This is a genomic window from Bdellovibrio bacteriovorus (assembly GCF_001592735.1).
Taxonomy (GTDB): Bacteria; Bdellovibrionota; Bdellovibrionia; order Bdellovibrionales; family Bdellovibrionaceae; genus Bdellovibrio; species Bdellovibrio bacteriovorus_D.
The window spans coordinates 682480-703046 of the sequence record NZ_LUKE01000001.1; the positions used below are offsets into that span (position 1 = coordinate 682480).

22 protein-coding genes are annotated in these 20567 nt (G+C 45.3%); 14 read left to right on the forward strand and 8 right to left on the reverse strand.

What is annotated here, in order from left to right:
- The first annotated feature begins 53 nt into the window (after positions 1–53).
- Together AZI86_RS03205 and AZI86_RS03210 are read left to right on the forward strand one after the other, a co-directional pair.
- Positions 54–527: a hypothetical protein gene (locus AZI86_RS03205; protein WP_061833654.1), complete on the forward strand. Its 474-nt coding sequence runs from the start codon at positions 54–56 to the stop codon at positions 525–527.
- Positions 528–658: 131 nt separating this feature from the next.
- Positions 659–1324, forward strand: coding sequence for a TetR/AcrR family transcriptional regulator (locus AZI86_RS03210; RefSeq protein WP_061833655.1), 666 nt, complete (start codon positions 659–661; stop codon positions 1322–1324).
- A 13-nt stretch (positions 1325–1337) separates the two neighbouring features.
- Here AZI86_RS03210 and AZI86_RS03215 read toward each other — a convergent pair whose 3' ends face one another.
- Both AZI86_RS03215 and dacB read right to left on the reverse strand, forming a co-directional pair.
- Entirely contained in the window at positions 1338–2540 is a 1203-nt protein-coding gene (locus tag AZI86_RS03215; protein ID WP_061833656.1) for a lytic transglycosylase domain-containing protein, read from the reverse strand.
- A 40-nt stretch (positions 2541–2580) separates the two neighbouring features.
- The gene (dacB, locus tag AZI86_RS03220; RefSeq protein WP_061833657.1) at positions 2581–4023 is read right to left on the reverse strand and encodes a D-alanyl-D-alanine carboxypeptidase/D-alanyl-D-alanine endopeptidase; all 1443 of its coding nucleotides are present in this window, start codon (positions 4021–4023) and stop codon (positions 2581–2583) included.
- A gap of 105 nt (positions 4024–4128) precedes the next feature.
- Here dacB and AZI86_RS03225 point away from each other — a divergent pair, with 105 nt between their 5' ends.
- Positions 4129–5064, forward strand: coding sequence for a signal peptidase II (locus AZI86_RS03225; protein WP_061833658.1), 936 nt, complete (start codon positions 4129–4131; stop codon positions 5062–5064).
- A gap of 28 nt (positions 5065–5092) precedes the next feature.
- Here AZI86_RS03225 and AZI86_RS03230 read toward each other — a convergent pair whose 3' ends face one another.
- On the reverse strand, positions 5093–6658 hold the full coding sequence (locus AZI86_RS03230; RefSeq protein ID WP_061833659.1) for a methyl-accepting chemotaxis protein: 1566 nt from the start codon (positions 6656–6658) through the stop codon (positions 5093–5095).
- 125 nt (positions 6659–6783) lie between these two features.
- Positions 6784–7611: an exonuclease domain-containing protein gene (locus AZI86_RS03235; RefSeq protein WP_061835033.1), complete on the reverse strand. Its 828-nt coding sequence runs from the start codon at positions 7609–7611 to the stop codon at positions 6784–6786.
- A 110-nt stretch (positions 7612–7721) separates the two neighbouring features.
- Between AZI86_RS03235 and AZI86_RS03240 the strand changes: the two genes are divergently transcribed.
- Positions 7722–8405: a TorF family putative porin gene (locus tag AZI86_RS03240; protein WP_061833660.1), complete on the forward strand. Its 684-nt coding sequence runs from the start codon at positions 7722–7724 to the stop codon at positions 8403–8405.
- Here the strand turns inward: AZI86_RS03240 and AZI86_RS03245 are convergent.
- Positions 8377–9357 (reverse strand): flagellar motor protein MotB, encoded by a 981-nt coding sequence (locus AZI86_RS03245; RefSeq protein ID WP_061833661.1) that lies wholly within the window; start codon positions 9355–9357, stop codon positions 8377–8379. The genes AZI86_RS03240 and AZI86_RS03245 overlap by 29 nt on opposite strands.
- 64 nt (positions 9358–9421) lie before the next feature.
- The gene (motA, locus tag AZI86_RS03250) at positions 9422–10288 is read right to left on the reverse strand and encodes a flagellar motor stator protein MotA (RefSeq protein WP_081111765.1); all 867 of its coding nucleotides are present in this window, start codon (positions 10286–10288) and stop codon (positions 9422–9424) included.
- Between the two features lie 125 nt (positions 10289–10413).
- On the opposite strand from motA, the gene AZI86_RS03255 reads away from it, so the two are divergent.
- Positions 10414–12225 carry a protein-disulfide reductase DsbD family protein gene (locus AZI86_RS03255; RefSeq protein WP_061833662.1) on the forward strand — a complete coding sequence of 604 codons (1812 nt, stop codon included), beginning with the start codon at positions 10414–10416 and terminating at the stop codon, positions 12223–12225.
- Positions 12226–12281: 56 nt separating this feature from the next.
- On the opposite strand, the gene AZI86_RS03260 is transcribed toward AZI86_RS03255, so the two are convergent.
- Positions 12282–12782 carry a hypothetical protein gene (locus AZI86_RS03260; RefSeq protein WP_061833663.1) on the reverse strand — a complete coding sequence of 167 codons (501 nt, stop codon included), beginning with the start codon at positions 12780–12782 and terminating at the stop codon, positions 12282–12284.
- 106 nt (positions 12783–12888) lie between these two features.
- Between AZI86_RS03260 and AZI86_RS03265 the strand changes: the two genes are divergently transcribed.
- The 9 genes from AZI86_RS03265 to rfaE2 all read left to right on the forward strand — a co-directional run bounded on the left by AZI86_RS03265 (position 12889) and on the right by rfaE2 (position 19791).
- Positions 12889–13953 carry a hypothetical protein gene (locus AZI86_RS03265; RefSeq protein ID WP_061835035.1) on the forward strand — a complete coding sequence of 355 codons (1065 nt, stop codon included), beginning with the start codon at positions 12889–12891 and terminating at the stop codon, positions 13951–13953.
- On the forward strand, positions 13908–14786 hold the full coding sequence (locus AZI86_RS03270; protein ID WP_061833664.1) for a pseudouridine synthase: 879 nt from the start codon (positions 13908–13910) through the stop codon (positions 14784–14786). Before AZI86_RS03265 ends, AZI86_RS03270 begins: the two co-directional genes overlap by 46 nt.
- Positions 14786–15676, forward strand: coding sequence for a DMT family transporter (locus AZI86_RS03275; protein ID WP_061833665.1), 891 nt, complete (start codon positions 14786–14788; stop codon positions 15674–15676). Before AZI86_RS03270 ends, AZI86_RS03275 begins: the two co-directional genes overlap by 1 nt.
- A gap of 68 nt (positions 15677–15744) precedes the next feature.
- Positions 15745–16041: a hypothetical protein gene (locus AZI86_RS03280; RefSeq protein WP_253715649.1), complete on the forward strand. Its 297-nt coding sequence runs from the start codon at positions 15745–15747 to the stop codon at positions 16039–16041.
- A gap of 136 nt (positions 16042–16177) precedes the next feature.
- Entirely contained in the window at positions 16178–16849 is a 672-nt protein-coding gene (locus tag AZI86_RS03285; RefSeq protein ID WP_061833667.1) for a hypothetical protein, read from the forward strand.
- Entirely contained in the window at positions 16842–17738 is an 897-nt protein-coding gene (locus tag AZI86_RS03290; RefSeq protein ID WP_061833668.1) for a 50S ribosomal protein L11 methyltransferase, read from the forward strand. Before AZI86_RS03285 ends, AZI86_RS03290 begins: the two co-directional genes overlap by 8 nt.
- Positions 17735–18505 carry an RsmE family RNA methyltransferase gene (locus AZI86_RS03295; protein WP_061833669.1) on the forward strand — a complete coding sequence of 257 codons (771 nt, stop codon included), beginning with the start codon at positions 17735–17737 and terminating at the stop codon, positions 18503–18505. Before AZI86_RS03290 ends, AZI86_RS03295 begins: the two co-directional genes overlap by 4 nt.
- 12 nt (positions 18506–18517) lie before the next feature.
- Positions 18518–19315, forward strand: a complete 798-nt coding sequence (locus tag AZI86_RS03300) for an RDD family protein (RefSeq protein WP_061833670.1) — start codon at positions 18518–18520, stop codon at positions 19313–19315.
- A 5-nt stretch (positions 19316–19320) separates the two neighbouring features.
- A complete protein-coding gene (rfaE2, locus tag AZI86_RS03305) occupies positions 19321–19791 on the forward strand; it encodes a D-glycero-beta-D-manno-heptose 1-phosphate adenylyltransferase (RefSeq protein ID WP_061833671.1) in 471 nt (156 codons plus the stop codon).
- Here the strand turns inward: rfaE2 and AZI86_RS03310 are convergent, their stop codons facing one another.
- Positions 19792–20526, reverse strand: a complete 735-nt coding sequence (locus tag AZI86_RS03310) for a hypothetical protein (RefSeq protein ID WP_157684611.1) — start codon at positions 20524–20526, stop codon at positions 19792–19794.
- Positions 20527–20567: the final 41 nt, after the last annotated feature.

The following is a 20567-nucleotide window of genomic DNA, read 5'->3' on the forward strand; positions in this document are numbered from 1 at the left end:
AATCGATATAAAGCCACCTCAGCCAAGCCTTGCTTTTGCATTCTTGGCAAAGCATGAAATTGCACGTTGTCTCTAATTATTTCTTGGCCTTTATTCTGATATCTGTCGCGAGCTTGTCTTCGGCCTCCGCACAAAATCTTTGCGTGGTCTCCAGCAAGCGTACCTCACTCGCTATGGACCAAAGAGATGACGTCCGTATGAAATGCATGAAGACCAACAAAGCAAAACTTTCGACGAAGTCTTGTCTTCAGGTCGCAAACTCGATGGAGTATTCTAACAACGCTGAAGATGCTCGACTTATCTGCCTCTACGAGCTAAAAAAACAACCGCGATTATCGGAGTGCTTGGCGATAGCTGAAAATATGGAGTATCCTGACTCTGGTGATGAAGCCCGTTGGGAGTGCATTCGCCGCTTTAATAGAGTCATCTCTAAAAAGGAATGCCGTAAGGTGGCGCAAAAAATGAGTTATCCTGGCAACTCTAGACGCGCCACAATGTATTGTTCCGAAGAGCTGCTGGCTAAGTAGGCATATTCTACAAAATCCTGAGTATATTGATCAACATTACAGGTTTGTAAAAAACCAGACTTGCCTATGGGTCCACTAGTCCATATTCTGTCCCCAATTCGAAATAAAGGACAAAGGACAGATTACACGCCATGACTCAGACTTTAGATAGCAAGGAAAAGGCTAAAAAAACTAAGATAATCGTGAAAGCCCCCACTCAAGAACGTTCGCGTCAAACTGTCGCGACGATCTTAGACGCATGCTCCAGGCTTCTGATTTCTGAAGGTTTTTATTCAATCACGACGGACAAGATCGCTAAAGAGGCCGGCGTAAGTATTGGATCTCTTTATCAATTCTTTGGAAATAAAGAATCCGTTGTTCAAGCCGTTGTTAAAAACATTATGGAAGAAGACAAGCGCATCATCAGCGAAAAAATGCGCGCGATCTCTCCCCTGCCTTCTGAACAACGCATGAAAGCGATGATTGAATTGTGCATCGAAACTTTCCGTCGCAATTCAGACCTGCGTTCAAAATTATCTACTATTCAATATTACGTGGCGGACGCATCTTATATGTCAGATTCTATCCGCTTCTTCCAAGAAGTGGTTCGGTACAATCTTCCGCAAATTCCAGGCCGCGATATGGACAAGGTTTCTTATCTTATTGTGAACTCGTTCATTGGTTTGGTGAATACAATGTGCGTGGATCGGCCCGAAGCCCTTCATGATCCAACGATCGTGACAGAGATCACCCAGATGTTTATGAAATATCTAGATCTTTCAGATAAGCCGGCACAAAAAAAATCAGATTTTATCTAAATAAAAAGAGCTCCTAACGGGAGCTCTTTTTATTTGTATTACTGTCATCCATCGCAATCGTTCGATCCTTCCGAGCCAACGACACCAAAGCCACATTATATCGATCTTTAGGAACCGCCACGATTGTTTTTGCCGGGATCGTTCCTTTGCGCGCTTTCATCGTCAAATGCGGATTGAAGATTTGAACTTTACGATCATCCCCATCAAACCAGGTGAGCAAATCCTTGTAACGAATTCCCACCGGAAGTTTTAGGTCTTGAGCTTCTAATTTTTTTGACCAAGCCACGGATTCGCCAAAATATTTTCCCGCATTTCTTTCAACCTCTAAAGCCGCTAAAAAACAAGCATAGAAGTTTCTAGAAGCGAAACCAAAACTGCGGCGGGACTTCACATTTTCAATCAACTCGTTTAAATCACGCGTTTTATAAGAGCGGGTCATTTTCATCACACCCGTCGGTCCGTGATTATAACCCGTGACCGCAAGCGGCCAGGACTCAAGCATGTTAAAATTGCTGCGTAAAAGACGAGCCGCAAAACGGGTCGCTTCGAGAGGATGATTTCTTTTATCCACCGTGGGCGAAATCATACGATAAGGACGAGCCGTGTAAGGCATGATTTGCCAGATACCACTGGCACCTACTTTAGAGCGTGCCATGATATTGAAAGAGCTCTCCACAAAAGCCAAACGTGTCAGCTCGATCGGCAAGCCCGCTTCGGCAAAAATCTTTTCCATGTCTTCCAGGTAGCGACCAGAGTAAAAAATAGCATCTTGCATGCGATCTTTTTGACCCAGCTGAAAACGCAGACGCTCTTTTTCTTCTTTTGTAAGACGTAAAGCGACTTCTTTTTTAGCCTGATCCATACGACGCTGTTTTTGACGGTCTGATTTATAGTCGCTTAAATCCACAACTTCATAGACAATCTCGACATCTTCGGCATCATGAAGAACACCTTGATTGGTCGTGTATTTGGAATAGATGTCCACCCAAAACTGAACCTTCTTTTCCATCCCTGCCGGAATGGCAAAAGCATCACTGGTATAACCTAACGTTTTTTCTTGAGCGTTGAAATTAGGAGCTCGCCAAGGACGCATCTCTTGGGGACTGCGACGAATAATTTGCGGCACGACTTGATCGGCAATATTGGGCTCTTGCGCTAAACTGAGCGAAGTCGCCGTCAACATGATCGACAAGATAGAGAACATCACAATCTTCATTATTTTTCCTATTTCCGTTAAGCTTTTTGCCACCATCCATCTATTTTACTAGATAGATTAATAAATTATCAAAAAACGCGCGAATCTTTGTTTCATCCGTAGACCCATTATATATGAATGAGAAAGTGATAACTCTACCATCTTCCAAACCCGCATAACCGGCCAATGAAACCACGCCCGTTAAAAATCCCGTTTTGGCACGCACCCAGCGCTCCCCGGGAGTATTCTTCATACGCTTTTTTAGCGTTCCGTCCACTCCGGCAATCGGCAAAGAGGTGAGAAACTCCGGCTGCACCTTGAAGTCGTTTCGTAAGTGCTGCAAGACCTTCCACATCGCAAATGCCGACATCTTATTATCACGCGACAGCCCTGAAGGTGAATTCAGCCTGTATTGTTCCGATGGCACACCTAAACTTTGCATATGCTCACTAATAATCGCAACACCTTCAGCCAAAGTGGCACCCTTGGCTTTTTTCACCGTGCCCAGATTTTTCGTGAGCATCTCTGCCACATAGTTGTTAGAGAATTTATTCATGTCCGCGACCATCTGCTCGATGGGCTTACTTTCAGATTCTGCTAAAACTTCGGCCTTCTCTGGTGAGACACCGTTTTTAATCTTACCAGTTAATTGGATTCCTCTTTGAGCTAAAAAAGATTTTAAATTATAACCCGCCCAAAGATCAGGTTGCGTGATATTCTTAAAAACAACCGCCTCTTTCAGCCCTTTGCCGATGCTGCCGCCCACCGTGATCACATCGCCGTCGATTTTCTGAGTTTCTTGGCGATCCACCAAAAGTTTATTTTCATTACCGCCACCAGTTTTGGCACGATTATTTAGCTTTATATAGTCATTTTCAGGATCCACAAAAACTTCCGCCGCACTTCCTGGTGTCGTAGGACGCACAAAGATATTCACGGAGTTCCAGTTAAAGCTCATGGCCCCGACCGGCGCATCATAAGCACGGTCCACGCGCTCTTTTTGTCGACTAAGGTCGTAACGGACGTTGTCGAAAAGAGAGTCATCAACAATGATGTCCCCTTCAATCTTCGTGATTTTATTTCGCATAAATGCGTTCACCAAAAACCAAAGATTTTCAGAAACAAACGAAGGATCCCCACCACCTTTAAGATACAAAGGACCTTTTAATACTCCGTTCACAATGTTGGCATCCGCCAAAAGCTGCGTCTTAAATTTATGTCCCGGAGGAAAAGCCCCTAGCACCGCCGAAGCCGTCGCGACCTTAGAGATGGATGCCGGAATCATCAAAGCCTTGCCATTCACATCCAAAAGCACGCGAAGATTATCACCTTCACCGACAGTGGCATGCATCCCCACATCATCAATCTTCACCCCATGCTTCTTAGCGAGCGCCGCAAATTCCTTCTGAACCGAAGCAAACTTGTCATTGTCACTTTTTGCCGATTGCGCGGAAGAAACAGAAGCAACCAAAAGTACACCTGAAATAATAACTTTAAGGAACATGCGACCTCCCAGTGAGAACATCGACCGTTCAACGGTCGCCTAGGCTATGGTAATGGTGGTTCTTTTTCTTCGCAAGTTATGGATTGAGTTGTTAGACTGAGGTGCATGAAAAAACGCGAATGGCTGATAGTAATTCTTCCTCTCCTCATCACCTGGGCTCTCGACCGCGTGACGAAAATCTGGGCAACGGGACTGACCGAGATCAAATCATTCGGTTCACTTCACTTTGTTCTGCACCATAATCACGGCGCGATGTTAGGCCTGTTTTCAGATCTTCCTTCGGTCTTGCGTATCGTATCTCTCTCAACCGGTGGCGCGTTTTTACTTTGCACATATGCTTTGATTCAGTACTTGTTACCGATAAAATCACTCACTTTGCGCACGGGCTTATCCATCCTTATTGGCGGGATCATCGGAAACGTCGCGGATCGTATCATTTGGGGCTATGTCGTTGATTTCATCGTCTTAGGAACTCCCAGCCTCTCCAGTCCCGCGTTCAATGTGGCCGATGCTTTGCAATGGGTGGGCTATATCTTGATCGTCTATGCGATCATTCGCGAAGGTGATTTACTGTGGCCGGAAAATAACGTGCGTAAGCGTTATTGGGTGAATCTCTCATTTCAAATAAAATACTGTCTGATTTTGATGGGTGTGGGACTAAGTCTTACATTGATCTGTTTGGTCTTTTCATACACTTACATGCGCGTGACAATTCAAGAATTGGTAGGCAACAATCCTTTCTTGCTGAATAAATTCTTAGTCCCTTATGTCATTACTTTCGTCATTATCTGTATCGCGTTCTGCGCAATCTTGTTTGCCGTCGGTCGTATCATTTCGCACCGTATTGCAGGACCGCTTTATGCCTTTGAAAGATTTTTAAAAGAATCCCTGGATGGAACGGCCAGACCTTTAAAATTGCGTGCCGGAGATGAGTTTTTACATCTGGAAGAGCTTGCCGAACAAATTCACTTAAGACTTCAAGAAATCAAGAACGAACGCACGGTGAACGTGGTTGAATATAAAGGGGAAGATGAAGGCTAACTGGCTTCATCTTCCTCGTCGTAGTTCATTAGCCTACAGAGTCTAACGGTAACAAATCTTCATTACTTTCTTTGGAAGCGCGTGTCGGCAAAACCGGCGCTTTTTTCTTAGATCTTGGTGCCGTTGTCGCTGCGGCAAACTCTCCATTAGGAGATTGATGCTTTTCGGCTCCTTCACCGCGAACGGCATTGACCAACGTCACAATCACCATTGCCAGGCTTTCTGCTTGCGCCGAAAGCTCTTCGGCCGAAGCCGCAGCTTCCTCTGAAGAGGCTGCATTCACTTGAGTTGTTTGATCTAACTGATTCATTGCTTTAGAGATCTGCGTGATACCGTTTGATTGTTCTGTGCTTGCCGCGGCGATTTCTTGATTTAAAGCCGAAACCTTTTTAACAGAAGTCAGGATTTCTGCCAAAACTTCACCACTGCGCTGCGCTTGTGAACTTCCACGGTCAATACGATCCACGCTTGAACGAATCAGTTCCCCAATATCTTTGGCGGCTGCCGAACTACGCTGGGACAGCGTGCGAACCGCTTCAGCAACCACGGCGAAACCTTTACCTTGTTCGCCCGCCCGGGCCGCTTCGACCGCCGCATTTAAAGCCAAAAGATTTGTTTGGAAGGCAATATCATCAATCACCGTGATGATGTCTGAGATTTTCTTAGAGTCTTGAGAGATTTCCGTCATCGAAGTCACCAGGGCTTTCATTTCAGATTCGCCGCGAATCGCGATATCGCTGGTTTGCGAAGAAAGTGCTGATGCGGACGACGCATTATCGGCATTTACTTTCACCATCGACGAAAGCTCTTCAATTGTGGCCACGGATTCTTCCAACGACGACGCTTGCTCTGTCGTAGCCTCTGAAAGCTCAGTAGCAGCCGTAGCAATCTGTTGGGATGCGGCAGAAACTTGTTTCGAAGACAAAGATAAATTTTCAATCACCGCACTGATAGATTTACTGAGTGAATAAAGAACAAACCCGCCAATCGTGCCGCCTAAAATCATCGCAATAAGGCTTACGGCTATCATGATAGCGCGCGCACTATTGTATTGTTCTTGCATGTGAGCAACTTCTTCTTGCATGCGTTTTTCATTGCGATCTACAGTCCCGTCAATGATTTGTTCACCGTTTTTACGAAGTTCTCGATTTTTCCCCATGCTAATATCCACGGCTTTAGCAGTATTTCCCGCGCGGACATGAGTTCGAATTTCATGAGCATTCGCCCACCAAGTCCCATAAACTTCTTTAAATTGCGCCAGCTCCTCTCGACCCGTTTCGGTCGAAATTAAATGCAGATCTTCAATTTTCTTGAGAATTTGGTCGTGTCGGTCCGTAAGGCGTTTTTCGATCGTAGCCGCCTCATCCGGCGACTCTTCTAAAATAAAATTTTTCTCATTAATAAGTTGAATGTAGAATAGGGCACGAATGTCTTTCACCAACGAAACTCGAGCACTGTTTTCATTCACTAGGCGAGTAATGGCATCATTCATCATGCCCAGTCTTGAAAGTCCAAATCCCGCAATAGCCAAAGATCCGGCCATCAAAATACACATTACAAAAATCATCTTAAAGTTCAAACTTCTCTTCTTCATTTCTTTCTCTCCAGTGAGAGGCTATTTCGGAAAAAGAAAAATCAACTCAAAACAAATTTACTTAACAAAAATTTATTTAAGACCTCAACTCGACCTAAGAGTCATTGCTTACATGGGAGCCAAGACTAAAATACCAGAGCAACGTCACCAATTTTGTTCATGTAATATCGCTTTGCCGTCTGCTCCTGGTGACAATGTGCTTGAAGGAAATCGCCATCAGGATTGCGCACGATTCCGATAGGAGTCAAACGTCGAGTTTCGCCTTTTTTGCTGCCGCCTTGATAAATCATGTCGACATCTTTCTTATTCAAAATGGCCTCGATAAGAACTTTTATTTTTTCTTCGCTATTTAACATCAACGAATAATCTTTCCACCAAAGATTTTTCCCCTGACTTTCAATAGCCCGTTTTAAAGTAACACCTTCACCCATTTTCTCAAAACAAGCCAAGGCCACATGCAGGCAAGCCTTGGCATCATCATAGGCACGATGCGCTTGTCCGCCGTCTATTTGCAAATGCTTTACCAATGTCTGCAGCTTGTGATTTTCAACCCCATGAATCCACTTTCGAGAAAGTAAACTGGTGCACAAAGCGGGCTCCATCGGAAGTGAAAGTCGCGCTTTTTCAAACTCCACCGTAAGAAATCCCAAATCAAACGGAGCATGATGAGCAAGTACTATGCTACCTTTAAAAAAATTATGGATCTCTTCAATTTTTTCCGACATCTGCGGCGAGGTCGCCACCATCTCATTAGTAATTCCATGAATTCCAATGATGAATTCCGTCATCAGCTCACGCGGCTTCAAGAGAAATTGAAGTCTGCCGACCTCTTGTCCTTGAAACCATTTTACCGCCCCAAATTCCACGACATCATGACCAATGGGATAAGCTCCACTGGTTTCCGTATCGAAAGCGACAAAGGAATATTGATTTAACGGCAGATCTAGATTCATAGAGACGACAGAATACATTGTTCTTCGCTTTTGGTCCAGTTCCCCGCCCCCGATCCTCGTGATTTCTTTGTTTTTCAGGGCGCGGTAGTTCACAATAAAGCGAACTATCTATGCGAAGATACATTGCTTTTATCTCTATTCTAATTTCATCATGGTCCGCCCTAGGGGCTGAAACCAATTCACCCACATTTGCACTAACCGGTGATGTAACCCTGACATCTCATTATGTAGAGAACGGATTGTCCCAATCCGACAAGTCCCCCGCATTGCAAGGATCCTTCTGGTTTAACTTCGGGCCGCAATTTCGACTCGGACTTTGGGGGTCGAACACCAACTATCCGGGCAGCGATGATCATTTTAATCTGCGTGGCATGGCGGAAATCAAAGTGGCCTTTTCGCAAACAAGCCACATGGCCGTTTCGTACCAACAAAGCCAGTTTTACAACGGCGGCGAGCATAACGGGAACATCTTAGGCTTGCACGTGGGTTTTATGACCGACTATCGAATCTCTTACGAAAGCATGAGTAACTGGGAGGCCACAGAAGCTCGCTCCGCTCGCGTGGGCTTTGGTCGCACGTTCAACGTTTTTAGTACTTGGAAATGGGATAACGAAATCGGTTACAACGATCCGAAAGCTTTAAACTTCAATCCCTATTTTGATGCTAAGACAGCGATTGGTACAAAATGGAGTGTAATCTATTTTGAAGGCGCCCTTACCGGAACCAGCGAAAGTTCCCAGTTTGATGGCGCCGGAGATTTCTTTTTTATTCTGAGTGCGAAGACGGATCTTTAATTCCCGTCTCTTCTTTTAAATGCTCATCCACTTGTCGCTTCAACGCTTCGCCTTGAGTTTCTTTTGCTGACGGAGCTGATGCTTTTTTACGATTGCTGACTTGATTCACGAAATTGTCATACACCGACATATCTACTCGAGAAGGCCCAAACAAAGCATCTAACTTACGCGGCTTACGTCCGTCGGAAGTGATTTCCTTCTGAGAAATTTTAATACGGATGAAGCCCACAAGCTTGGCCGGATCAATCTCTCCACGCTTTTCTTTGACGTTAATACCACCATCTACGGTGACAGTATTACTTTCAAGAGAAGCCAAGATCTTATTTCTTACGATATCAAAACGCTCGGACGCTACTTTATTCGCTGACATCACACTGCTGTCCGGAACCGCTTGCACGAAAAGTCCGGAAGTGATTTTAATATCTGCATCTTTAAGTCCCGTTGTAACACCTTTGATTTTATCCATCACCGACACGAATTTTGAATTCGGTTGAGCACTGCCTCTTTCAAAAAGCATGTAATCCGGAATATCAAAATCAAATCCATCCGGAGTGACAACGACGTTTTTCGCCACGTCGGTCATCTTGTCTGCCATATAAGCCGCCACCACTTTTGTCGACCCCATGTCTAACAAATTTGGCGTTTTATCCGCAGGCTCCATAAAGCTTTGGAACGCTTTTAGTGGCTCATTTAAAAGATCCAAGAAAAGTTTTTCTAAGGTGATTTCAGTCCCGAAGTTATAAAAGTTGTATTCAATAATTGACGGTGTCGAGAAATAATCAGAAACAGCTTTTTTTGTTTCTTCAGATTGTCCAACGATCCACATGACCAGGAAGAATGCCATCAAGGCGGTCATGAAGTCGGCAAGAGCCACCTTCCAGGAACCCCCGTGACCACCGCCTCCAGAGACGATGATCTTTTTAATGACGATTGTTTGTTTCTTCTCTGCCATATTTCCTCAATAATTCAGTTCAGCCTGCGCGCCGTCCGGCGCTCCGGCATCCTCGCCGCGGGCGTTAAGCTGCCTTTTTAATTTCTTTCGTGGCTTTATCTACTTCAGCAAATGTGGGTCTTTCTTCTGGCATGATCGAGCGGCGTGCGTACTCAACACACACGATCGGAGGTGCCCCCCGTTGCAACGCTACGAGTGCAGCTTTAATACAACCTAAGTAACGACCTTCTGCTTCGATATCTGCCGCAATTTTTGTCGCCGTAGGTTCAATCAAACCGTAGGCGCAAAATACCCCTAACATCGTTCCCACAAGGGCATGGGCAACGTATTCCCCGATGACTTCCGTACCGGCCGTCAAAACACCCATCGTCTTAACGATACCAAGAACGGCGGCAACGATCCCTAGCCCCGGGAACCCCCCGGCAACCGCGGCAATCGCATGTTGGGCTAGATGTTCTTCGGCGTGAATACCTTTGATATCCGCATCCAATAAATCATCAACGTCATAGGGGGAAAGTTCTGCCGACAAAGTCACCTTCATCGTGTCGCAAAGAAAATCCACCGCGTGATGGTTATGCATGAAACTTGGATACGCTTTAAAGATTTCAGACTTTTCTGGTTCCTCAACGTGTTTCTCGATACCTTGAGGGCCTTCTTTACGAAATGCTTGGAACAACTGGAAAAGCATTTGTAGAAGCTCAATATAATCTTTTTTCTGAGGACCCTTCGCCGTCATCGCCTTGATGGAGAGTTTAAATCCCATCTTAACGATCTTCATTGGATTGGCGATCACATAACCACCGAAGGCCGATCCCCCGATGATGACCATTTCTAGTACGGCAGCTTCGATGATGACGCCCATTTTACCGTGACCGGCAATGTAGCCCCCGAAAACTGTCGCAAATACGATAATAATACCGACAAAACCCATATTGTTGTTCCTCTTCAGTTCCTCTATCGGATCTCATTGTGGTAACATTGAGTCATGGGTGAAAGAACTTGGCAAAAGTCGAGAGTAAGACTAACTAAGAACTTCGACTTAGATGAAGGATCAGCATGAATTTCGGGCGCGTTATCATCTTAATTATCAGCTTATTGGTTTTCACTAGCCCTAAGGCTTGGTCGCAAGTTCCCAACACCCGCGTGAATGAGAAAGACCCTCTCATCGCCAATCTTCAGGTCTTTCCGCAAGACTGGGCCCCGGGGCAAGGCGGCAGCATTAAAATTGAAATGACACTGCCCGATGGTTTCCATGCTTATGAAGATCAGTTTCGCGTCGTTATTTTAGAGCCCGATGGATTTCAAGTGGCTCCTTTTAAGATCGAGCCGCTCAAAAAATGGTATGATAAATTCTCGAAAAAAGATCGCACGGGAATTGAAAAGAAAGCCACTCTCACCGCGCATATTGAGGCTCCGAATCGTTTTTTAAAAAAATATAAAAGCTTAAAAATCGAACTCACTTACCAAGCTTGCTCCGAACAGTTCTGTCTGTTCCCGACTTCAAAAATCATCGATGCCCCCATCACGGTGAGCCCGGTTGAAGGCGAGATGCAAATCACCGCGGCCCCGGAAGTGACCCACACGCCGACGACCTCGTTTTTTGGCAGCGAAAATTTTAACAAGTATTTAGGTTCTAGCATTTTTGCGGGGCTTATCTTTGTTTTCTTTGCCGGGTTATTTACCAGTTTCACCCCTTGTATCTTCCCCATGATTCCCATCACTTTGGCGGTCTTAGGCAATCATTCGCAGAATAAATCACGTCTGCAAAATTTTATTACGTCGCTGATTTATGTTTTGGGTATTGCTACGACCTATTCCATCTTAGGCCTGATAGCGGCTTCAACCGGGGGACTGTTTGGTGCAAGCCTCGGCAGTCCGATCGTTTTATCGGTGGTGTGTGTGATTTTCTTAGCGATGGCTTTAAGCATGTACGGCCTCTTTGAAATTCAAGTGCCGGCTTTTATTCGCAATCGTTTGGGGCGCACATCGCAAAAACAGAACTTGGGTGGCGCTTACCTGACCGGTATGTTTGCCGGTATTGTCGCCAGCCCTTGCGTGGGACCAGTTCTGGTGGCCATTTTGACTTACGTGGCTTCGACCCAAAATAAATTCTTAGGTTTTATCTATCTGTTCACGTATGCCTTGGGTTTGGGTCTGATCTTTATTGCCTTGGGACTTTCAAATCAATTGATGAAGTCGTTGCCTAGATCTGGCGCTTGGATGAATGGATCTAAATTTATTTTGGGCAGTTTGATGATGGTGGCATTTTATTACTATCTCAATCTTCTTTTGCCAGAAAGATTCTTTGATTTGGCCCTGGGGTTGGGCTTGATCGTGATCGCCAGCGTGTTTGGCGCCTTCTTACCAAATAAGGCTTCAATGTTCGATCATGTTCGCAAAGGCTTAATGCAAGCCGTCCTTATTGTCGGCATCGGACACCTGGTGTTTTCGGCCTTTGATCTGCGACCCTACATGCGCAGCCGCATGATGGCCGCCGACAGTCTTAACAAAATTCAAAAATTAGATTGGAAAGATTATTCCGACGAAGCCCTGGCGGAAGCCGCGAAACTGGGAAAACCCGTCATTATCGATTTTTGGGCTGAATGGTGCATGGCTTGTCACGAGATGGAAGAAAAAACTTTCACCGATGCTCGCGTACAGGCTTTGGCCGGCAAATATGTTTTATTGAAATTCGATGCAACTCAAGATTCAGAGATGCTCAAAAAACTGCGCAAGAAATACCGTATTCAAGGTTTACCAACCATTTTATTTTTTAATCCTCACGGTGTGTGGATCGATGCTTTGACGCTCACTGAATTTGAAAAAGCCGATGCTTTTGTGAAGCGCATGGAAAAAGCGGGTCAGTAAAAATAAAAAGGCTTCGTCAAAAACGAAGCCTTTTTATTTTAATTCAGCTTAAAAAACTACAAACGCTTCAGACGTGCGATTTCCATTTTGGCTTCATTCAAAGCCGCTTGGCTGGCTATCATTTGCGCTTCTTTTTCCGCCAACAATTTTTGCAGATGATTCATGCGCACTTCAAAACTTTTTACGATGTTGTTGTGGCGATCCACCATTTCTTGCACTTTAAGATCAAGAGCGCGACGTTCGTTAACCTTCGCGGACAACATAGAAATTTTTTGACCCGCTTCTGTCGCAAGGCCGTTGTGGCTTTGTTCTAAGCGAGTTAAAAGAGAAGCCTGTTTTTCAAATTTTACGTTGGACGTTTTAATCCATTCGTTGACTGAGCCTACGATCTTTTCCAACTGGTTATGAAGATTCTGGTTCTGAGAACGCAGCTCGAAAATCTGGCGATCGGTGTTAAGATAGTTTGAATTATTGCCTAGATTCGCAGCAGCATCGGCTGGGGAACTTTTAACGACCTTCTTTTCGCCAAACAATTCCGGATTCAGTTCTTTTTGCATAATGACCCCTTCCGTGGACTTCAAAAAAATTCTCTCCAAAACAGTATATTTTCTCTGGACTAAAAATTCAAATGTTCATACTTTAGCGGCGAAGGAAGGATTTCACGTGCTTAAAGTTGGACAACTCATAAAATTTGTAGCTCAACTCAATCCGCAGAACACTCCAACGCGTCTTTCCTTTTATAATTTCCTGAATGGCTTCCCACATCCTGACGACGAATTATCCTCTGAATTAATCGAAATGTTTTTTGCCTATTGCATGGATTATCCGCACTGGGCTTCGAATAAACAGCAGGTCGGTTCTGAAGTTCAATTTTTGTTAGAGCATTTTAATAGTTTCTATCAGCAGAAATTTGATCTCAGCTCCATTCGTTTTCCGCAAACCCAACAGCTCATCGAAATCGAACATTTGGCTGATTTCGTGGATACCGTGACATCCTACGTTAAGACGCTATGCGGCGAAAAAGACAAATTCCGGGTCCTCCCGGATCAGAACAAGCGTGTTGTCGTCATTGTTTTGCGCGAAGACCGCAGCCTTGAGGTCCGCAGTTTCGACAAAAAATTTGTTATCCGTCACGGAAAACTGGAGCCTTTACGTAAAGATCTTGTTCTTTACTATACACCCGACTTGGAACTAAGCCCGGAGCACACCCATAAGCTTGAGGTCGCTCCCTACATCACTGGGCAATTTACAATTCTGAATGACCGAGTGAACGGCTGCCTTTTGCGTGGCTACGTTTTCCAAAAGCTTCAGGAATTTAAAAACGAACCTTTGCAAGAGCAAACGCGCCTTTTGTTCCCCATTAAGCGCCTAGAACAATTCTTCGTCGACCGCCGATCAGATCCCTATTATCAGGATTTGATCAGCCAGCTTGAGCGCACAACAGCCTTGGTTCAACAAGGTGACTCTGAGGCCTCAAATTGGTCTTCGATCGTCTTAAATAAGGCCGAAACGGCCTTAGATAATGTCTTTTTGGGAGATAAACTCATGACTCTTTTAGTGCGTGATTTACGTCATGCCCTTGGAGAATCTACCCTACGCAAGAAAATCTCCTCTTCTGAGCTCTCTAGTGATATGTTGTCGGTTCAATTACCAGTTCAACCGAATACTGAGGCTGATGAAGAATGTCTGAAAATAACTCCACTCAAAGGGTACGACTTAACAAACTAATCGCGGATAGCGGACTGGCGTCTCGTCGCCATGCAGATCGCATGATCGAAGAGGGCCAAGTCACCGTTAATGGCAAACGCGTGTACGAATTAGGCATCAAAGTTGATCCTCAAAATGACCGTATCGTGGTCGATGGTAAAGCTCTTCGCAAAGCCCTGACTCAAAAACTTTATGTGATCTTAAATAAACCTAAAGGCGTCTTAACAACGATGGATGATCCTCACAATCGTCCGACGGTGGCTGAATATCTTGCCGGCGTCCCGGGCCGCGTGTTCCCTGTGGGGCGTCTGGACTGGGATTCTGAAGGCATGTTGATTTTGACAAACGACGGTGACTTCGCCAACAAGGTCATGCATCCGAAAGCCGAAGTTACCAAAACTTATTTAGTGAAATTAGATGGCAAACCCGAAGCACACCATATAGAAAAACTAAAAAAAGGCGTTTCGATCGTCGGTGGTCGCGTGTCGGCTCGTCATATTGAAAAAGTAAAAAAATCAGGCGATAAAAAATCTGATAAATACGAATGGTATAAAATCATCATCACTGAGGGTAAAAACCGTCAGATTCGTCAGATGTTTGCCAAAGTAGGTTTTGACGTTTTAAAACTGCAACGTGTGGCGATTGGTCGTTTGCGTATGGCCGCTTTAAAACCGGGTGAACTTGTTTTCGTTAATGAAGCCGCGATTGAGCGTGTCTTCTTGGCGGACAATCCCGATGAGTTAAAAACAAAGCGTACTTACAAAGGACGCGCGCCGGAACAAAAAAACGTACAGAAGAAATCTGCCAACAAAAAACCAGCTAGCAAAAAGCTGTTCAAATCTAAAGACGAATAATGATGAACCCAAGGCTTCGCGGCACCATTGAAATTTCAATTGCCAGCGCCTGTTTTGGGTTTTTAGGTATTTTCGGCAAATGGGCCTTTCAAAATGGCCTTTCCGTCGGCGAACTTCTTTCTTATCGCTTCACTCTAGCCGCGCTTTTAATTTGGATCTTCCTTCTTTTATTCCGTCCTCAATGGGTGCGATTAAGCTTCAAGCAAACCGCCATCGCCGCACTCTTGGGAATTTTCGGTTACGCATTTTTTTCGACCCTTTATTTCGAAGCCGTTCAGGGCTTAAGCGTCACTCTTGCAGCCCTTTTGCTTTACACCTATCCATTTTGGGTGAATATCTTTTCCCACGCATTTACGCATGACAAAATTTCTCGCAAAGAAGCCTTATGTTTGGTGATGGCATCGATCGGTTTGGTCTTACTGCTCTGGGGTCACATCGAAGTTCACAACGCTTGGGCAATTTTAATGGGACTGGGGTCGGCGATCAGCTATGCCGTGTATGTGATGTTATCAGGTCGATTGCAAAAAACGGTAAGACCCGTTTCTTCGGCCCTTTATGTCATCACATTCGGTGCGTTGGCCTTGGCCCTTTTCCATCAACCCCCGTTTGGACAAATTCGTAATCTGACCGAAGTTCAGGCTAGCTCCATTATTGGTTTAGCGGTCATTTGTACCGTGATTCCTTTGATCTTAGAATTAGCTGCGCTTCAAAAACTGCGCAGTAAAGAAGTGGCTTTATTAATGATGATCGAACCGATCACGGCCGCTTTGATGGGCGCCATGATCTTTCATGAGTCTTTGAGCCTGCGCCAATTAGCGGGCGCCCTTTTAATCGCCATCGCTTTATTCCTGAATACGACCGCGAAATCCCTGTCTCAAACCGAGACTTAAATCTGCGTAACGCCACCTAAATATCCCGAAGAATTATTCCGATAAGTAGAGCATCTCGGAGGTTGTTCGTGAAAAGACTACTCATTCTGTCCGTTCTGGTATTGAGCACGGGTTGTTCTATGGAGGCATCTCTAGAGTCTCTGACCGATGTCGTCGAGACATTTTTAGATCCCGCAAAAACCACAGGTTTAGTTTCTGGCTCTACCCAAACGGGTACTGCGACTTGCGTATCGGGTCCTTGTGATGGCGTCACTTATCAAGTTCAAAGTACAGTGGGTAACTATATGTCTGGTATCGAACAAGGTACGACCGACAATTCTTATAAAGTATATAGTTCCGTTCAAGGTGCCATCGTTTCTCAATAATTGATATTCTTATACCTAGGTCCAGAGCTGCTTTAGCTCCGGACCGCAGGTCCTGCGCTCTGCGGCCGTCCGGCCCTAAAGTTTCAAAATAAGACAGCCGATAGAGCATTCAGACAAACCAAGGAAAGGTTTTCTTATGACACTTCTATTAACGCTGTTGTTAGGCTTCACGATGAAGTCCCACGCGCAAGACATGTCGGTCGTAGATGTTCGACGGAATATCACCATGTCAGAGACAGACACTGTTTATAAAGACTTCTATATAAACGCAGGTCCTTCTTCCGGCTTAAAGAAAAACTTGGTCGTCACGGCGGTTCGCAAAGTGAATATTCGCGATGCCAGTGGGGCTAATGCCGTCGGCGAAATCCTTGTTCCGGTGGGACAATTAAAAGTGATTGCGATTTACGACCGCGTGGCCGTAGCCCGTGAGTTCACCCTGCTTTCACGCGACGAATTACCCATGCTTGAACAAAGTGGCATTATGAGCGGTGATCGTATCGATCTTAAAGGTTCTTTCATCGACACTTCAAAACCCAAAAAACGCAATGTCAGTGCCGCCGAAGCCAACTCGCCGGTGATTGGGATTGCCATTTCTACACCGACTCCGGGCACCGCTCCGGCCACGGCCCCCGCCATGGCGGCCGAAGAAATCGATGCTCCAGCAAGTATGCTCACACCAAACCCTGTAGTTTCTGCAAACGCAGCGGCCGAAAAAGTATTAGCTCCGGCGGCGTCCAAAGCCCCTCAGGCCGCTACGGAAACTCTTGAAAAAACGGCGGATTCTGGTAACACCTCACTCCATGAGTGAGAATAATTATTTCCGTGTTCGTTTAAGCCAAGTTCCCGCTGAACTTGAAGACATCATCACCACACACTGTTTCGAATCAGGAGCTTCCGGCGTGACGGAGGCTCTTATTTTTACACAGCCTGATCTGACTTATGATCCGCAAATTTTGAACGTCCGCAATCACGAGATGGACGTTTTTTTTCCCGAAAATCCCCCTAAAGACTTCTTTGACGGCTTGACCGGCATCAATGCATTGATTCGCTGGAATATCTATGAAGAAGAAAACAAAGACTGGCTTGAAGAATGGAAGAAAGGCTTTAAACCTTTCAAATTGATTGGCGACTTCTGGGTTGTGCCTTCTTGGTTGCAACCACCTCCAGAATGCAAACATGCCATTTACATTGATCCGGGAATGGCCTTTGGGACCGGCACCCATGCGACCACTCAAATGATGGCCTTCTTTATTCATAAGCTCGCGGAAAAATATAAAAACAATATCGCCGATTGGGCCATGCTTGACGTGGGCACGGGCACAGCGATCTTAGCGATGCTGGCGCAAATGAGCGGCATGGGTCTTGTTGCCGGGATTGAAATTGATCCGGAAGCTCGCCGTGTGGCACGTGAAAATGTGAAACTGAACAAACTGCCAGAAATCGACATTCCAGAATCACAGCTTGAAGATATTCGCGAGCAATATGACCTGGTGGTCGCCAACATCATCGACGGTGTTTTGATTAATATTAAAAAAGATCTGATGCGCGTTTTAAAACCGGGTGGACATATGTTACTCACTGGAATTTTAGAAGAGCGTGATGATCATTTCTTTGAAAAATTCATCGAAGGCTCAGGCCTTACCGTCATTCGCCGCATTGAAAAAGACGAATGGGTTGGGTACTGGGTTCAGTCATGAGACGTTACTGGATTGAGAAAAAAGATCTCTTCCAAAGCCAAGTGAATTTCACGGGCGACGTCTTTCATCATATCTTTGATGTGTGTCGCCAAGAAGTGGGCTCTAAGTTTGAAGTTCTGACCGAAGACTCAAAGGCCTACTTTGTTGAAGTCACTTCTGTGACTAAAAAAAATGCCACCGCTCAAATTTTAGAAGAGCGCGTGATACCCACTTTAAAAGAACCACGCATTCATTTACTGCTTTCTATCTCACGCTTTCCGGTCATGGATGCGGTGATGGAAAAAGCGGTCGAGCTGGGTGTTTTTAGAATTCATCCATTTTTTTCTGAGTTCAGCTTCCTACGTAAGGGCGAAAAACTTTCTGACAACAAGCTCGAACGTTGGGATAAGATTGTTCGCTCGGCCACCCAGCAATCCGGGCGGGGCGATTTAATGAAAATTGAGTCGCCAATTCATTTTGATGATATCGCTGGACTGATTAACCGAAATCAGGGGCACGCGGGTCTATTTGCATACGAGGGAAGTGACCAAATCCCGACTCTCGGCATCAAAGATTATGTCACGAAAATCAAATCTGCTTATCCGGAAGGCATTCGTGATCTCTGGATCATCGTCGGGAGCGAAGGTGGTTTTTCCCAGAAGGAAGTCCAGCGCTTTACAGACCTAGGCCTAGATCCAGTCACCTTGGGACCTCAGGTTTTGCGAGTTGAAACGGCTTGCATGGCCTTAGTATCAGTCCTAAAGTATGACTTTGATCTGATGTCTTAAAAAGGAGAAGGAATGGATCCCTTCGAAGAATTTGAGTTTAAGCCCCTCACGGATGGTCTAGGTTTTCACAAAAAGAAACCGGCAGCCAACAATGCGGCCGCAATGACTTCAATCGAAGAAACCAACCCGAAAGCAGATCCTTTTGCGAAAAATTCCCTAAAAACCAAAGGTCTTGAATTATTGGAAGAGCCAGGTGCAGACCCACTTCGTCCACCACTCCCTCGTAAAGGTCGCACTCCATTGCCAACCGCTCCAGGAAACTTAACTGAAGTCGGCGGTGATGGTTCTGCGGCCGTTGACGAAATTCTTAAGACGTTGCAAAAAAACCGCCGTCTTGATTTCGAAACACCGAAAGAAAAAATCTCTCAAACAACGCCTAAGCTTGAACTGAAAAAATCGGTATGGAGTTTTTCAGCCGCTATTTTAGATGCGATGTTAGTGGTTGCGGCCTCGTTGCTTTGCATGATCGTAGTTTTAGTAGCAACGAAAGCGGATCTTATCGGGAATCTTTCTAATCCTGATGGTCAAGGCATGCTTTATCTATCGCTGTTTAGCGTCTTTGCGGGTGTGTGCTTTATTTACCTTGTGGGCAATCGTGTTTTTGTCGGCTGCACTCCGGGTGAATGGGCCTTTGATCAATGTGTGGGTAAACCGGAAGAGCTCAATACCAGCTCTTACACTTTATCCGTCCTTGCGAGATCTTTACTTGTGATCGCGACAGGATTTATCACCCTACCAATTTTGTCTGTTTTGATGAATAAAGACATCGCCGGAAATATCACTGGCGCACGTCTGTTTAAGAAAGCTTAGTTTTCATGGGCCAAGTTCTTAGTCAGGATCAAATCCCATCTGCCTTGGCTCCTCTTCGTGCGCAAAATAAAAAAATTGTCTTCACCAATGGCGTCTTTGATCTTCTGCATGTGGGTCATGTTCGCTATCTTCAAGAAGCGAGCCGCTTGGGCGATGCTTTATTTATTGGGGTGAATGCCGATGCTAGCGTGAAGCGCCTTAAAGGCCCCACTCGTCCTATTCAAAATGAAAATGACCGTGCAGAGATCTTAGCTGCTTTAGGTGCGGTGGCTTTCACATGTATCTTTACTGAAGACACTCCGGCGAATCTGATTGAAATGGTTCGCCCTGATATCTTAGTCAAAGGTGGCGACTGGAAAATCGAAACTATTGTGGGCGCACCTTTTGTAATGTCTTATGGCGGCAAGGTCATGTCATTGCAATTTGTCGATGGCAAATCGACGACGAAAATTATTGAAAAATCTCAACTAGATTAATTAAAAACGAACGCCCAGCTTTCCGCTGTAAACGGTGTCGGTATAACGATCGACTTCCATGGCAAAGAATACTTTCGCAAAAGCGACATTAATACCAAATACGGAATGCACGTCATTGCGCGATTGTTCACGTGTTTCCTGGTCATCGGTGATACCGCTGGCCCCGCCAATGAATTTACCCACGGCGCGGATCGTACCACCACCTGCATAAATCGCGACGTTATCCATGGTCACGGTCGCGACCAGATCTCCCCCGAAAGTAGAGATATTCACTAAGTTTGAAAAATTCGCCGCCCCACCATACACGATCGTTGAAAGACTCAAAGGGAAAAAGCTAAATTCGTAAAATCCCCAGCGCACCTGCGCCCCGAAGTTTTGAAAATCGCGCCCCTGCACAGCCGGAGTAAAATACACGTAAGTATCGAAGTTATAGTAAATCCCCTTACCCAACGTCAGCGTGTAGTAATTGAATTCCCCTTTGTCTTTGGTCCCATCCCCTAAGACGGATAAATCTTCTAAAGGAATGAACTCGGTCGTCAGACCGATCTCCAAACCCTTGTAGCCACCCAATGGATAGGGATTATTGAGAATTTTTGAAGAAGAACCAAATCCAAGGATTTCAAGCGCACGGCCTTGATCCGTTTGACTCAAGTTTCTTGGCAATGAGTCCAAAGCTTCGGACGCCATCGGCAAAAAGAGCGCTATAAAAATAAAAATAGTCCTGACTGAAAACATCAGAACTATTTTGGCTTATTGGAGCTTTGGCTGTCCAGGAA

Coding starts and splice junctions, on each gene's coding strand:
- AZI86_RS03295 (WP_061833669.1), top strand. CDS start 17,735: ATGAGACGTTACTGGATTGAGAAAAAAGATCTCTTCCAAAGCCAAGTG.
- AZI86_RS03235 (WP_061835033.1), bottom strand. CDS start 7,611: ATGAATCTAGATCTGCCGTTAAATCAATATTCCTTTGTCGCTTTCGAT.
- dacB (WP_061833657.1), bottom strand. CDS start 4,023: ATGTTCCTTAAAGTTATTATTTCAGGTGTACTTTTGGTTGCTTCTGTT.
- AZI86_RS03225 (WP_061833658.1), top strand. CDS start 4,129: ATGAAAAAACGCGAATGGCTGATAGTAATTCTTCCTCTCCTCATCACC.
- AZI86_RS03275 (WP_061833665.1), top strand. CDS start 14,786: ATGATGAACCCAAGGCTTCGCGGCACCATTGAAATTTCAATTGCCAGC.
- AZI86_RS03205 (WP_061833654.1), top strand. CDS start 54: ATGAAATTGCACGTTGTCTCTAATTATTTCTTGGCCTTTATTCTGATA.
- AZI86_RS03260 (WP_061833663.1), bottom strand. CDS start 12,782: ATGCAAAAAGAACTGAATCCGGAATTGTTTGGCGAAAAGAAGGTCGTT.
- AZI86_RS03290 (WP_061833668.1), top strand. CDS start 16,842: ATGAGTGAGAATAATTATTTCCGTGTTCGTTTAAGCCAAGTTCCCGCT.
- motA (WP_081111765.1), bottom strand. CDS start 10,288: ATGGGTTTTGTCGGTATTATTATCGTATTTGCGACAGTTTTCGGGGGC.
- AZI86_RS03245 (WP_061833661.1), bottom strand. CDS start 9,357: ATGGCAGAGAAGAAACAAACAATCGTCATTAAAAAGATCATCGTCTCT.
- AZI86_RS03310 (WP_157684611.1), bottom strand. CDS start 20,526: ATGTTTTCAGTCAGGACTATTTTTATTTTTATAGCGCTCTTTTTGCCG.
- AZI86_RS03300 (WP_061833670.1), top strand. CDS start 18,518: ATGGATCCCTTCGAAGAATTTGAGTTTAAGCCCCTCACGGATGGTCTA.
- AZI86_RS03285 (WP_061833667.1), top strand. CDS start 16,178: ATGACACTTCTATTAACGCTGTTGTTAGGCTTCACGATGAAGTCCCAC.
- rfaE2 (WP_061833671.1), top strand. CDS start 19,321: ATGGGCCAAGTTCTTAGTCAGGATCAAATCCCATCTGCCTTGGCTCCT.
- AZI86_RS03210 (WP_061833655.1), top strand. CDS start 659: ATGACTCAGACTTTAGATAGCAAGGAAAAGGCTAAAAAAACTAAGATA.
- AZI86_RS03230 (WP_061833659.1), bottom strand. CDS start 6,658: ATGAAGAAGAGAAGTTTGAACTTTAAGATGATTTTTGTAATGTGTATT.
- AZI86_RS03270 (WP_061833664.1), top strand. CDS start 13,908: ATGTCTGAAAATAACTCCACTCAAAGGGTACGACTTAACAAACTAATC.
- AZI86_RS03240 (WP_061833660.1), top strand. CDS start 7,722: ATGCGAAGATACATTGCTTTTATCTCTATTCTAATTTCATCATGGTCC.
- AZI86_RS03215 (WP_061833656.1), bottom strand. CDS start 2,540: ATGAAGATTGTGATGTTCTCTATCTTGTCGATCATGTTGACGGCGACT.
- AZI86_RS03255 (WP_061833662.1), top strand. CDS start 10,414: ATGAATTTCGGGCGCGTTATCATCTTAATTATCAGCTTATTGGTTTTC.